The organism is Caulobacter sp. 602-2 (genome assembly GCF_011043625.1).
GTDB lineage: Bacteria > Pseudomonadota > Alphaproteobacteria > Caulobacterales > Caulobacteraceae > Caulobacter.
Genome location: NZ_JAAKGT010000008.1, coordinates 37,579 through 51,446, shown reverse-complemented (window position 1 = coordinate 51,446; position 13,868 = coordinate 37,579). Strand labels below are relative to the sequence as shown.

The window sequence follows — 13,868 nt, the reverse complement described above, 5'->3', positions numbered from 1 at the left end:
AGGCGCTGAACGACAAGAGCAAGACGACAGACGAAAGAGTGGGGGAGACGATGCAGACCAAGCGCTATTTCGCCAGCCGGCGCGACTTCCTGGCCGCGGGCGGCTTCCTGGCGGCGGGCGCAGCCCTGGCCCCGCAGGCGGCCCTGGCGCTGTCTCCTCGCGTCGCCGCCCTGCCGCCGACGCCCGCGCCGGGCGGTCCGTCCGAGGCCCGCTGGGCCCAGCTCGCCAAGGCGCTTTCGGGCCGTCTTCTGCGCCTGGGCGACGCCGACTACCAGGTGATCGCCCTGCCCAACAACCTGCGCTACGCCCACACCCTGCCGCAGGGCGTGGCCCGCTGCGCCTCGGCCAACGAGGTGGGCTTCGCCGTCCGCTGGGCGCGCGAGAACAACATCCGGCCGATCATCCGCGGCGGCGGCCACTCCTACGCCGGCTATTCGGTCACCGACGGCCTGCTGATCGAGACCAGCCTGATCAACTACGCCCGCTACGACAAGGCGACCGGCGTCGCCCGCTTCGGGGCCGGCGCGCGCAACCGCGACCTCTATCGCCTGCTGCGGGCCGAGGACCGGGCGGTGACCCACGGTCGCTGCCCGTCGGTGGGGGCGTCGGGCTTCCTGCTGGGCGGCGGCATCGGCTTCAACATGCGCGGCCACGGCCTGGGCTGCGACCAGCTGGTCGACAGCAAGATCGTGCTGGCCGACGGCTCGCAGCGCAGCGTCTCGAAGACCGCGCCCGACCAGCGCGACCGTGACCTGTTCTGGGCCTCCCAGGGCGGCGGCGGCGGCAATTTCGGCGTCAGCACCGAGTTCGCGCTGCAGACCTTCGACGTGAAGGGCAAGGTGGTCACCGTCTTCGACCTTTCCTGGAGCCGCACGCCCGAGATCCGTCCCAGGGTCTCGGTCGAGGCGCTGGGCGCGCTGCTGATGGGCGTGCTGGACGCCGCCCCTGGCAAGCTGGGCTCGCGGGTGTCGTTCGGGGCGATCACGCCGCTGCAGTACAAGGCCGGCTACGACGTGCCGATCAGCGTGCTGGGCCAATACGCCGGCCCGCGCGAGGAGTTGCTGAAGATCCTCAAGCCCGTGCTCGACGTGGCCCAGCCCACGGGCGGGGCGGGGATCAACGAGTTGCCCTACTGGGCGGCGCAGGACTTCCTGCACGAGGACGGCTTCGCCACCTTCTACCAGGAGCGTTCGGCCTTCGTGAACCGCAAGGGCTTCGGCCTGGAGGACCTGGTCGAGGGCTTCCGGCATCTGCGCCAATGGCCGGGCGTCAACGGCTATTGCGACCTGCGCTTCTTCCAGACCGGCGGGGAGATCAATGTCCCCAAGCCGGCCGACACCGCCTTCGTCCATCGCGACAGCCGTTGGCTGATGGTGGTGGGCCTCTACTGGAGCGAGGGCGACAGCCACAACAAGATCCTGCTCGACGCCAACCGCGTCTGGCAGGACGAGTTCTACGCCGCCATGAAGCCGCGCGCCGGCGGCGGCGCCTACCAGAACTTCGCCGACCCCTCGCTGTCGCACGACCCAGACAGCGCCGACTATTTCGCGACGGCCTATTACGGCGACAACCTCGGCAGGCTGAAGGCGATCAAGGTCAAGGCCGACCCTGATCGGGTGTTCAATTTCAACCAGGCGATCCCCAGGTCCTAGCGGCGCCTTGCTCACCGCCGAGTCGTAGCCTCCTATCCTCTCCACGCAGAGTTTCGTGGGGAAGACGATGACCGACGTTCCTAGCCGCCGCACGCTGATGACCGGCGCGGCCGCCGCCACCCTCCTGGCCCCGGGCCTGGCGGGCGCGGCCGCCAAGCCCTCCGTGCGCGAGGCCGACATGGCGGCGATCCGCAAGGCCGCCGAGGCCGGCTACGAGGCCTCGGTCAAGCGCATCCAGGACTGGATCGCCCTGCCGTCGATCGCCGCCGAGAACCGCGACATGGACAAGGGCGCCGACTACATGGCGGCCCTGGCCCGCGACGCCGGCTTCACGGGCGTCGAGAAGATCCCCACCGACGGCGCGCCGGGCGTGTTCGGCGTGCTCGACGTCGGCGCCAAACGCTGGCTGGCGATCTACTTCATGTACGACGTCAAGCAGTACGATCCGGCCGAGTGGAGCGCGCCGCCGCTGGAGGCGCGCATCGTCGACAAGCCGGGCTTCGGCAAGGTGATCGTCGGCCGCGGGGCGGTGAACCAGAAGGGGCCGCAGGCCTCGCTGCTGGCCGCGCTGCACGCCATCCGCGCCGCCGGCAAGAAACCGCCGGTGAACCTCGTCCTGGTCTGCGAGGGCGAGGAGGAGATCGGCAGCCCGCACTTCCGCCAGATCGTCACCAAACCGAACGTCCTGGCCGCCCTCAAGAAGTGCGAAGGCGTGATCATCCCGGCCGGCTGGCAGAGCCCCAGCAACGGCGGCGTCAGCGTCAACCTGGGCGCCAAGGGCGTGGTGGAGTTCGAGCTGGTCGCCAGCGGCGAGAAGTGGGGCAGGGGTCCCAAGACCGACATCCATTCCAGCGAGAAGGCCCGCGTCGACAGCCCGGCCTGGCGCTTGGTCCAGGCCCTGACCACCCTGGTCACGCCCGACGGCAACACGCCCGCCGTCGACGGCTATTTCGAGAAGGTCCGCCCCCTGACCGCCCGCGAGAAGGAGCTGATCTCGCTGGCCGCCCAGCGCATGACCGAAGCCGACGCCAAGAAGGCCCTGGGCGTCGACCGCTGGATCGACGACCTGCCGTGGGAGAAGGCGCTGGAGCGGCTGGCCTCGCAGCCGACCATCAACATCGAGGGGCTGGTCTCGGGCTACACCGGTCCGGGCGGCAAGACCGTGCTGCCGGGCCGCGCCGTCGCCAAGATCGACCTGCGGCTGGTGCCGAACATGACGATGGACGACGCCGTAGCCAAGATCCGCGCCCACCTCGACAAGCGCGGCTTCAATGACGTCGAGATCAAGGTCAGCGGCGGCTACGACCCGACCGAGACGCCCGAGGACAGCCGCCTGATCCGCGCCCAGCTGGCCAGCTACAAGCGCCTGGGCGCGCCGGCGACGCTGTATCCTCGCCTGGCCGGCTCGTGGCCGGGCACGGTGTTCACCTCGCCGCCGGTCAGCCTGCCCGCCGGGCAGTTCGGCCTGGGCCACGGCAGCGGCGCCCACGCCCCCAACGAGTACTACGTGATCGAGAGCAGCAATCCGAAGGTCCAGGGCCTGGTCGGCGGCACGATGAGCTATGTCGACCTGATGTACGAAATCGCCGAGGCCAAGTGAGGGACGCGGTCTTCGCCGTCGTCATCGGACTGCTGATCGCCGCGCCCGCCGTGGCGCAGACCACGAGCGAGGGGCGCCTGTCGGAGGCGGCCATCCGCCAGGTGCTGGTCCAGCGGGTCGACGTCGACAAGCAGGCCGTGGGCATGGTCGTCGGCGTCATCGACGCCAGGGGCCGGCGGGTGATCGCCCGCGGCGTCTACGACGCGGCCGATCCTCGTCCCGTCGACGGCGAGACCCTGTTCGAGATCGGCTCGGTGACCAAGGCCTTCACCGGCCTGCTGCTGGCCGACATGGTCCGGCGCGGCGAGGTCAGGCTCGACGAGCCCGTCGTCGCCCTGCTGCCCGCCGGCTGGGTCGCGCCCGAGCGCAACGGCAGGGCGATCACTCTGATCGACCTGGCCACGCACACCTCGGGCCTGCCCCGGCTGGCGGACAACATGCCGATGGCCGACCCGCTCAACCCCTACGCCGACTATGCGCCCGAGTTGTTGGAGGCCTTCCTGCGGCGCTACAGCCTGCCTCGCGACATCGGCGCGGCTTACGAGTACTCCAACCTGGGCGTCGGGCTGCTGGGTTGGGCGCTGGCCCAGCGCGCCGGCGGCGATTACGAGACGGTGCTGCGCAGGCGGGTGCTCGCGCCGCTGGACATGTCCGGCGCCGCGATCAAGCTTTCGCCGCCGCTCGAGGCCCGCTTCTCGCCGGGCCACACCGCCGATCTGGCGGTCACGCCGCACTGGGACCTGACGACCCTGGCCGGCGCCGGCGGCCTGCGATGCTCGGCCGACGACCTGCTGACCCTGCTGGCCGCCGAGCTTGGCCTTGTCGACACGCCGCTGAAGGCGGCGATGGCCGACCAACTGGCTCCCCGGCGCATCGTGGGCGGCGACGTGCAGGTGGCCCTGGGCTGGCATGTCGCCAAGGTTCCCGGGGGCGAGATCGTCAGCCATGGCGGCGGCACCATGGGCTTCCAGTCCTTCGTTGGGTTCGACCGCGCGACCGGGCTGGGCGTCGTGGTGCTGAGCAACACCGCCGCTGTCATGGGCGTCGAGGACCTGGGCCTGCACCTGCTGACCGGCGCGCCGCTGAAGACCGCGCCCAAGGTCAAGGTCCGCGAGGCCAAGACCCTGCCGCCGGCCGTGCTGGACGGGCTGACCGGCCGCTATGCGCTGGCGCCGGACGCGGTGCTGACCATCACCCGCGAGGGCCAGCGGATGTTCGGCCAGCTGACCGGCCAGCCGCGCATAGAAATCTTCGCCGAAGGGCCGACGGCCTTGTTCGCCAGGGTAGTGGACGCGCAGCTGACCTTCACCGTCGGCGCTGACGGGCGCGCCAGCGCCTTGACCCTGCACCAGAACGGCCAGAACACGCCGGCGCCCCGCGTCCCCTAGCTAGAGCGTCACGCCCGACTTCCAGATGGCGATCTCGCGTTCGCCGTTGCGCTCGGCCTTGGTCTCCTGGCCCGACGCGGTGGCGACCACCAGGTCGAGCAGCGAGTCCGCCGCCTGGTCCATCGTCTGGCCGTCCAGCACGACCCCGGCGTCGAAGTCGATCCACGACGGCTTGCGGGCCGCCAGGGCGCTGTTCGACGCGATCTTCAGGGTGGGGGCGGGGAAGCCCAGCGGCGTGCCCCGGCCGGTGGTGAACAGGATCACCGTCGCGCCGGCCGCCGTCAGGGCCGTGGACGACACCGCGTCGTTGCCGGGCGCCTCGAGCAGGGTCAGCCCGTGCGGACCCACCCGCTGGCCATAGCGCAGCACCTCGACCAGCGGCGCGCGACCGCCCTTCTGCACCGCGCCCAGCGACTTCTCCTCCAGGGTGGTGATGCCGCCGGCGATGTTGCCGGGCGAGGGGTTCTCGTAGATGGGCTGGTGGTTGTCGATGAAGTAGCGCTTGAAGTCGTCGATAACCTCGACGGCTTCGTCGAAGACCTGCCGACTTGCAGCCCTTTGCAGCAGCACGTTCTCGGCGCCGAACACCTCGGGGATCTCGGTCAGCACCGGCGTGCCGCCGGCCGCGGCCACCTTGTCGGCGATGCGGCCGACCAGCGGGTTGGCGGTGACGCCCGAGAAGCCGTCCGAGCCGCCGCACTTCAGGCCCACCACCAGTTCGGAGATCGGCGCGGGTTCGCGGCGGTCGTTCTCGGCGATCTCGACGAGGGCCGCGATGGCCTCCAGGCCCTGTTCGTACTCGTCCTCGACGAACTGGGTGGTGAACGAGCGCAGGCGCTCGGGATCCAGGTCCGGGGCGCTTTCCAGCAGGGCCTTCAGTTGGTTGTTCTCGCAGCCCAGGCCCAGGATCAGCACGCCGCCGGCGTTGGGGTGGGCGGCCAGGCCCGCGATCAGCTGGCGGGTGTGGGAAAGGTCGTCGCCCAGCTGCGAGCAGCCGAACGGATGGGGGAAGGCGAAGACGCCGTCGACCCGTCCGGCGAAGCGGGCGTTGGCCTTCTCGGCGATGCGGCGGGCGGTGTTGGCCACGCAGCCGACGGTGCACAGCACCCAGATCTCGTTGCGCGTGCCCACCCGGCCGTTCTTGCGGCGATAGCCGAGGAAGCTGCGCTCGCCGACCACCTCGGTGTTGTCGATGGCGGCGGGGGCGTAGGCGTAGCCCTCGACGCCCTCGAGCCGGGTCTCGACATTGTGGACGTGCACGTGGTCGCCGACGGCGATGTCGGTCGTGGCCCGGCCGATCGGCCAGCCGTACTTCAGCACGTCCTCGCCCCTGGCGGCCGGCCGCACGGCGATCTTGTGGCCCTTGGGAATGTCGCTCCGCACGCGGATCGGCTGGCCGTGCAGGTCGACCGTCTCGCCGGCGACGAGCGGGCGCAGGGCGGTGGCGACGTGGTCGCGCGGATCGACGCCGTGGATCGATTCGCCGGGAAGAGTGGCCGTTTCGCTCATCTGGGGTCTTTGTCTTTGCGACTTTTTGTGTTGCCATCCGGTCCTAAGGGAGTGGAAACCGGTGTCAAGAGCTTCGCCAGCGCGCTTTTAGCCGCACGATTGGCGACGCTTTCGACGCTGGAGTATGACAAAAGAAAAGAACGCCCGCCGCATGGAAACGCTGTGACCTCGTCAAAGACGCCCAACAAGTCCGCCGACGAGTCGGATGTGAACGCCGCGCTGGAAAGCGGCCGCCGCCGCGCCACCATCAACGACATCGCCCGTCTGGCGGGGGTCTCCAAGAAGACCGTCTCGCGGGTGATCAACCAGTCGCCGTTCGTCCGCGAGGAGACCCGCCAGCGCATCGAGGCGGTGATCGCCGAGTGGGGCTACGCCCCCGATCCCCAGGCCCGGGGCCTGGCTTTCCGCCGCTCGTTCCTGATCGGCATGATCTACGACAACCCCAACCCGCAGTACGTCGTGAACATGCAGCTTGGCCTGCTGGACGGCATGCGCGGCTCGGGCTTCGAGCTGGTCGTCCACCCCTGCGACCGTTCCAGCCCCACCTTCCTGCAGGACGTGCGGATGTTCATCGAGCGGCAGAAGCTGTTCGGCGTGATCCTGCCGCCGTCGGTGTCGGAAGACGAGCGCGTCGCCGACCTGCTGCGCGACATCGGCTGCGAATACATCCGCATCGCCTCGGTGCCCCTCGACGAGGAGGAGCACATGATCGTCGGCCACGACCGGCTGGGCGCCCAGGCCATGGGCGAGCACCTGGTCGGACTGGGCCACGAGCGCATCGGCTTCATCACCGGCCTGCCCAGCTTCCGGTCGTCGCACGAGCGGCGAGGGGGCTTCGAGGACGCGCTGACCAAGGCCGGCGTGAAGCTCGATCCCGACTATGTGGTGCAGGGCGCCTACACCTTCGAATCGGGCCTGGCCTGCGGCGAGGCGCTGCTGGCCAAGACCCCGCGCCCGACCGCCATCTTCGCTGGCAACGACGAAATGGCCGCCGGCGTGCTGCAGGCCGCCCGCCGGGCCGGGCTGACGGTGCCCGAAGACCTGACCGTGGTGGGCTTCGACGACTTCCAGATCGCCCAGGCCGTCTGGCCGCCGCTGACCACGATCCACATCCCGACGCGGGAAGTGGGCCGCATGGCCGCCGAGAAGCTGATCGCCCGCGAGGGCTACGAGCCGGGCGATCCGGCCAAGACCATCCCCTATCTGGTGACGCGCGAATCTTCCGCTGCTCCGAAGAAAGTGTAGGGTGCGCGCCGCGCCCTGCACCTTGCACCGAACTTTGACACCGGTTACCAAGCGCCACGAAGCGGCCATCTAGCAGCCGCCGGCGAAGGGACGAGGAGACACGCCATGGCCCGGCCCCTGAATTTGCACGAGGATCGCCTGTTTCCGGCCGATCCGACCGTCCGCGGCATCGCCCGCGAGCTCTATTCGACCGTCGCGAACCTGCCGATCATCAGCCCGCACGGCCACACCGACCCGGCCTGGTTCGCGACCAACGAGCCGTTCCGCGACGCCACCGACCTGCTGCTGGCGCCCGACCACTACATCTTCCGCATGCTCTACAGCCAGGGCGTGGCGCTGGACGACCTGAAGGTGCCGTCCAAGGCCGGCGTGCCGGCCACCGACCCGCGGGCGGCCTGGAAGCTGTTCGCCAGGAACTTCCACCTGTTCCGCGGCACGCCGTCGTGGATCTGGCTGAACCACGTGTTCTCCAAGGTGTTCGGCTTCACCGAGTTCCTCGGCGAAGACAACGCCGACGCCTATTTCGACGGCATCAACGAAGCCCTGGCCACCGACGCCTTCCGTCCGCGCGCCCTGTTCGACCGCTTCAACATCGAGACCCTGGCCACCACCGAGGGGCCGCACGATCCGCTGAAGCACCACAAGGCGATCCGCGAAAGCGGGTGGGGCGGTCACGTCATCACCGCCTATCGCCCCGACGCGGTCATCGACTTCGAGGACGAGCGCGGTCCGCGCGCCTTCGAGCGCTTCGCCGAGATCTCGGGCCAGGACGTCTACAGCTGGAAGGGCTATCTCGAAGCCCACCGCCTGCGCCGCAAGGCCTTCATCGAGGCCGGCGCCACCTCGTCCGACCACGGCCACCCGACCGCCGCGACCGCCGACCTGACCGACGCCGAGTCCGAGGCCCTGTTCGCCGACCTGGTGAAGGGGAACGTGACGCCCGCCAAGGCCGAGCTGTTCCGCGCCCAGATGCTGACCGAGATGGCCAAGATGAGCCTCGAGGACGGCCTGGTGATGCAGATCCATCCCGGCTCGCACCGCAACCACAACCTGGGCCTGCTGGCCAGCCACGGCCGCGACAAGGGCGCCGACATTCCGATGCGCACGGAATATGTCGACGCGCTGAAGCCGCTGCTGGGCCGCCTGGGCGGCGACCCGCGCCTGTCGATCATCCTGTTCACCCTGGACGAGACGACCTACAGCCGCGAACTGGCCCCGCTGGCCGGTCACTATCCGGTGCTGAAGCTGGGTCCGTCCTGGTGGTTCCACGACAGCCCGGAAGGCATGATGCGCTTCCGCGAGCAGGTCACCGAGACCGCCGGCTTCTACAACACCGTCGGTTTCAACGACGACACCCGGGCCTTCCTGTCGATCCCCGCCCGCCACGATGTCGCCCGTCGCGTCGACAGCGCCTTCCTGGCGCGCATGGTGAGCGAGCACCGCATGGATTTGGTGGAAGCTCAGGAGCTGATCGTAGACCTGACGTACAATCTGCCTAAGAAGGCCTACAAGCTCGACCAGCCGCGGCCCCTCCCGGCCCCGGCGCTCGCCGCCGAATAAGAACACCACTTCCGGAGTAAACACGATGTTCGCCAAGACCTACCACGCCACTCATCCGGACATGATGTTCGCCGTCAGCAACGACGACCTGCGCGACCGCTACCTGATGCAGGACCTCTTCGTCGAAGGCGAGATCGTCCTGAACTACAACCACGCCGAACGCTTCGTGATCGGCGGCGTCGTCGCCTCGGCCGCGGTGAAGCTGCCCGACCAGACCGAGCCCGCCTCGGCCGCCGGCCACCCGTTCCTGGAGCGCCGCGAGCTGGGCGTGATCAACGTCGGCGAGACCACCGGCAAGATCACCGTCGACGGCGTCGTCTACGACATCGTTCCGCGTGACGGCCTGTACGTCACCATGGGCGCCAAGGACGTGACCTTCGAAGGCGTGAACGGCGAAGCCGCTCGCTTCTACCTGGTCAGCCTGCCGGCCCACGCCGCCTTCGAAACCAAGAAGCTGGCCTTCGCCGACGCCATCCCGCTGGAGCGCGGCGCTCTCGAAACCAGCAACGAGCGCACGATCTACCAGTACATCGTGCCGACCACCTGCAAGTCGGCTCAGCTGCTGCTGGGCATGACCGTGCTGAAGCCGGGCAGCGTCTGGAACACCATGCCGCCCCACCTGCACGACCGCCGCTCGGAAGCCTACTTCTACTTCGGCCTGGGCGAGAACGACCGCGTGTTCCACTACATGGGCGAGCCGGACGAGATGCGCCACATCGTGATGGCCAACGAAGAAGCCGTCATGAGCCCGCCGTGGTCGATCCACATGGGTTCGGGCACCGCCAACTACACCTTCATCTGGGCGATGGGCGGCGAGAACCTCGACTACACCGACATGAACGTGCTGGACATCTGCCAGCTGAAGTAGGAGCCAAGCGCTCCATCCGATCCCTTCGGCTGTCATCCCGGACGGCCGAAGGCCGATCCGGGATCTCCCGCCGACGTGGGAGGTCCCGGCTCTCCGCGCGCCGCGCTACGGCCGGGATGACAGAAGAAGTTTGAGGAACACCATGGCCAATCCGTTCAGCCTCGAAGGCAAGGTCGCGCTCGTCACCGGCGCCAACACCGGCATCGGGCAGGGGATCGCCATCGCGCTCGCCCAGGCCGGCGCCGACATCGCCGCCGCGGGCCGCAGCGAACCGACCGAGACCAAGGCCGCCGTCGAGGCGCTGGGCCGCAAGTTCCTGTCGATCAAGGCCGACTTCTCGACCACCGAGCCCGTGCAGCGCGTGGTCGACGAAACCGTCGCCGCCTTCGGCAAGGTCGACATCCTGGTCAACAACGCCGGCATCATCCGCCGCGCCGACTCCATCGAATTCTCCGAAGCCGACTGGGACGCGGTGATCGACACCAACCTGAAGGTCGTCTTCTTCCTGACCCAGGCCTTCGCCAAGCAGGCCCTGACCCAGGGCGGCGGCAAGGTGATCAACATCGCCTCCTTGCTCTCGTTCCAGGGCGGCATCCGCGTGCCGTCGTACACGGCCGCCAAGTCGGGCCTGGCCGGCCTGACCAAGATCCTGGCCAACGAGTGGGCGACCAAGGGCATCAACGTCAACGCCATCGCGCCGGGCTATTTCGACACCAACAACACCGAGGCCCTGCGCGCCGACGCCGACCGCAACGCCTCGATCCTGGCCCGCATCCCGGCCGGTCGCTGGGGCCGTCCGGAAGACCTCGGCGGCGCCGCTGTGTTCCTGGCCTCGTCGGCCGCCGACTACGTGCAGGGCGTCACCTTGCCGGTCGACGGCGGCTGGCTGGCCCGCTAAGGCCGCCGGCCCTTCGGCCGACACCAGACCGAATGATCCCCGCGAAGGCGACTTCGCGGGGATTCTCGTTTCAGGAGGCGGAGACCGGCCCGCCTCAAGCACAAAAAGTGCGCCGGTGAACAATGGTAGCGCAACCATTGAACCGCCCGGCTTCCCCCGAGCGAAGAAGGGCTGTAGAGCCCGCACAGCGTTCGTCCGGGCCGGGTTGGACGCGAGAACCGTTAGATTCAGTTCTTACAGTCCCGACGTCCACCGCTCTCCCTGGCGGTGGTGATGGAGCATGCGCATGCGCGACTCGGCCCTCTCCCTCGGCGCCAGCCGTCCCACCAGCCGTGATGTCCGGCAGAACGCCAACCTGCTTGGCGACCTGCTGATCGAGGCCATCGGCTATCTGGAAGGGGAGGAGGCCGCCGGCCTGGTCAGCAAAGCCCGCAAGGCCGCCGCGCATGAGAGCGAGGAGGGCGAGGCCCCAGGGCTCGACCACCTGTTCGAAGGCCTCTCCAACGATCAGGCCGTGTTCCTGGCGCGGGCTTTCGCCAGCCACTCGCTGCTGGCCAACATCGGCGAGGACGTCGCCGGCCGCCGTCGCCATGCCGAGGCCGACGCCCGTCCCGGCGACGAGCGCGCCCGCACCCTGGTCGACGCCGTCGCGGCCCTGAAGGCCTCGGGCAAGACCGACGCGGACCTGGCCAAGGTCTTCGCCGCGATGAACGTGGTGCCGGTGCTGACCGCCCACCCGACCGAAGTGCGCCGCCGCAGCATGGTCGACCGCGAGACCGAGATCTCGCGCCTGATGACCCTGCGCCGCCACCACCTGCCGGCCGACCTCGAAGCCGATATCCGCGAGCGCCTGTTCCGCGAGATCGCCCTGATGTGGCGCACGCGCCTCTACCGGCCCGAGCGGATCACCGTGAAGGACGAGATCCGCAACGCCCTGTCGATCGTCCGCACCTCGATCCTGCCCGCTCTGGTCGACCTCTATGAGGAATGGTCGGGCAAGATCGGCAGCCACGGCCACATCGCGCCGCTGCTGAAGATGGGCTCGTGGCTGGGCGGCGACCGCGACGGCCACCCCGGCGTCAACGGCGACACCCTGAAGCTGGCCCTTTCGTCGCAGTCGCGGGTGATCCTCGACTGGTACGCCGGCGAGGTGCGCAAGCTGTGGTCGAACCTGGCCGTCTCGACCGCCTACACCCCGGTGTCCGAAGAACTGCTGGCCCTGGCGGCCCAGGCCAAGGACCCGTCGGTGCACCGCCTGGACGAGCCCTACCGCCTGGCCCTGGAGCTGATCTTCGACCGCCTCACGGCCGTGTCGCAGAAGCTGACCGGCCAGTGGGTGGCCTATGCGACGAGCCGCACGGACGTCGAGCCCTACGCCCACCCCGACGCCTTCGTCGCCGACCTGCAGATCATCGTCGAGTCGCTGGAGGCCAGCGGCGGCGAGCGCCTGGTCGGGGCCTCGCTGCGCACTCTGGTCGCGGTGGCCAAGGCCTGCGGCTTCCACCTGATGAGCCTGGACCTGCGCCAGAACGCCGACGTCCACGAGCGCACCATCCACGAGCTCTATCAGCGCGCCGGCACCGGCGTGCGCTATCTGGAGCTCGACGAGGAAGCCCGCTCCAAGCTGCTGATCGAGGAGCTGTCGCACCAGCGGCCGCTGGTCTCGCCCTTCACCGCCTATGGCGAGGAGACGGCCAAGGAACTGGCCACCATGCAGGCCGCCGCCCAGGCCGTGCGCGACTACGGCCACGCCTGCATCGGCGCCTATATCATCTCCAAGTCGGCCACCCTGTCGGACATCCTCGAGCCGCTGGTGCTGCTCAAGCAGGTGGGCCTGGTCTGGGGCGGGGCTGCGCCGCGCTCGTCGCTGAAGATCGCGCCCCTGTTCGAGACCATCGAAGACCTGGAGAACGGCCCGCGCGTGCTGCGCCAGTGGCTGGAGCTGCCGATCAGCCGCACCATCCTGGGCGACCGGCCGGTGCAGGAGATCATGCTCGGCTACTCCGACAGCAACAAGGACGGCGGCTATGTCGCCAGCCGTCGGGGCGTGGCGCGCGGGGCCTCGGCGCTCGCGTTCGAGGCCGACCGCATGGGCGTGGGCATCCAGCTGTTCCACGGTCGCGGCGGCAGCGTCGGGCGGGGCGGCGGGCCGGCCGCCGAGGCCGTGCTGGCCCAGCCGGCCGGCACCGTCCAGGGCCGCATCCGCATGACCGAGCAGGGCGAGATGATCGCCCGCCGCTTCGGCGACCAGCCCACCGCCCGCCGCAACCTCGACGGCCTGGCCGCCGCCGTGGTCCAGTCCAGCCAGCGCGACGTCAACCGTCCCGACCCCAAGGTCGAGAGCGCCATGACCGCCCTGGCTCAGGCCTCGTTCGAGGGCTATCGCGCTCTCGTCTATGACGACCCGGCCTTCGAGGACTTCTTCTGGTCGGCCACCCCGATCGGCGAGATCGTGGGGCTCAACATCGGCAGCCGCCCGGCCAGCCGCACCGCCAGCCGCAAGATCGAGGATCTGCGCGCCATCCCGTGGGTGTTCAGCTGGTCGCAGGCGCGCTTCATGCTGCCGGGCTGGTACGGCTTCGCCTCGGGCGTCGAGCGCGCGGGCCTGTCGACCGCTCAGTTGCAGGACCTGGCCGGCGACTTCGACTTCTTCGCCTCGCTGCTGTCGAACATGGAACTGGCGCTCGCCCAGAGCCACATGGGCATCGCCGCCCGCTACGTGGCCCTGTCGCCGGATCAGGCCAACGCCCAGCGGATCTTCGAGACGATCAAGCGCGAACACGACAAGGCCGCCGAGATCGCCCTGGCCATCCGCGGCGGCTCCAGCCTGCTCGACAACCAGCCGGACCTGGCCGAGTCGGTGGCCCTGGCCGGCCACTCGGTCGATCCGCTCAACCACCTGCAGCTGGAGCTCCTGGCCCGCCGTCGTGGCGGCGAGCAGGCCGAGGACGTGCGCCTGGCCATCCAGCTGACCGTGGCCGGCATCGCCGCCGGCCTGCGCAACACCGGCTGATCCGGGAGGGGCGCGCCGCCGCTTGAATCGGCGCGCCCGTCAAAAACGCCAACGGTCCCCGAGCGACGTTTTCTACAGGCTTGCTCAAATGCCGAAACTGCGCTTATCTGTCTATGACACCGGTGACAAAACGAG

The 13,868-nt window shown here is 69.4% G+C and carries 9 protein-coding genes; 8 read left to right on the top strand and 1 reads right to left on the bottom strand.

The window, feature by feature from the left end:
* Window positions 1-50: 50 nt before the first annotated feature.
* The 3 genes from G5B46_RS16170 to G5B46_RS16160 all read left to right on the top strand — a co-directional run bounded on the left by G5B46_RS16170 (window position 51) and on the right by G5B46_RS16160 (window position 4,640).
* Window positions 51-1,652, top strand: a complete 1,602-nt coding sequence (locus tag G5B46_RS16170) for an FAD-binding oxidoreductase (protein WP_165260332.1) — start codon at window positions 51-53, stop codon at window positions 1,650-1,652.
* A 67-nt stretch (window positions 1,653-1,719) separates the two neighbouring features.
* On the top strand, window positions 1,720-3,252 hold the full coding sequence (locus G5B46_RS16165; RefSeq protein ID WP_165260330.1) for a M20/M25/M40 family metallo-hydrolase: 1,533 nt from the start codon (window positions 1,720-1,722) through the stop codon (window positions 3,250-3,252).
* Window positions 3,249-4,640, top strand: coding sequence for a serine hydrolase (locus tag G5B46_RS16160; RefSeq protein ID WP_346764940.1), 1,392 nt, complete (start codon window positions 3,249-3,251; stop codon window positions 4,638-4,640). The genes G5B46_RS16165 and G5B46_RS16160 overlap by 4 nt, the downstream gene beginning before the upstream one ends.
* Here G5B46_RS16160 and G5B46_RS16155 read toward each other — a convergent pair whose 3' ends face one another.
* Window positions 4,641-6,149, bottom strand: coding sequence for an altronate dehydratase family protein (locus G5B46_RS16155; RefSeq protein WP_165260328.1), 1,509 nt, complete (start codon window positions 6,147-6,149; stop codon window positions 4,641-4,643).
* Window positions 6,150-6,311: 162 nt separating this feature from the next.
* Here G5B46_RS16155 and G5B46_RS16150 point away from each other — a divergent pair, with 162 nt between their 5' ends.
* The 5 genes from G5B46_RS16150 (at window position 6,312) to ppc (ending at window position 13,733) form a co-directional block, all read left to right on the top strand.
* The gene (locus G5B46_RS16150) at window positions 6,312-7,394 is read left to right on the top strand and encodes a LacI family DNA-binding transcriptional regulator (protein WP_165260326.1); all 1,083 of its coding nucleotides are present in this window, start codon (window positions 6,312-6,314) and stop codon (window positions 7,392-7,394) included.
* Between the two features lie 105 nt (window positions 7,395-7,499).
* Window positions 7,500-8,954: a glucuronate isomerase gene (gene uxaC, locus G5B46_RS16145; RefSeq protein ID WP_165260324.1), complete on the top strand. Its 1,455-nt coding sequence runs from the start codon at window positions 7,500-7,502 to the stop codon at window positions 8,952-8,954.
* A 25-nt stretch (window positions 8,955-8,979) separates the two neighbouring features.
* A complete protein-coding gene (kduI, locus tag G5B46_RS16140) occupies window positions 8,980-9,822 on the top strand; it encodes a 5-dehydro-4-deoxy-D-glucuronate isomerase (protein ID WP_165260322.1) in 843 nt (280 codons plus the stop codon).
* Window positions 9,823-9,964: 142 nt separating this feature from the next.
* Window positions 9,965-10,720, top strand: coding sequence for a 2-dehydro-3-deoxy-D-gluconate 5-dehydrogenase KduD (gene kduD, locus G5B46_RS16135; protein ID WP_165260320.1), 756 nt, complete (start codon window positions 9,965-9,967; stop codon window positions 10,718-10,720).
* Between the two features lie 286 nt (window positions 10,721-11,006).
* Complete coding sequence (gene ppc, locus G5B46_RS16130) at window positions 11,007-13,733, top strand: phosphoenolpyruvate carboxylase (protein WP_165260318.1); 2,727 nt, start codon at window positions 11,007-11,009, stop codon at window positions 13,731-13,733.
* The last annotated feature ends 135 nt before the right edge of the window (window positions 13,734-13,868 follow it).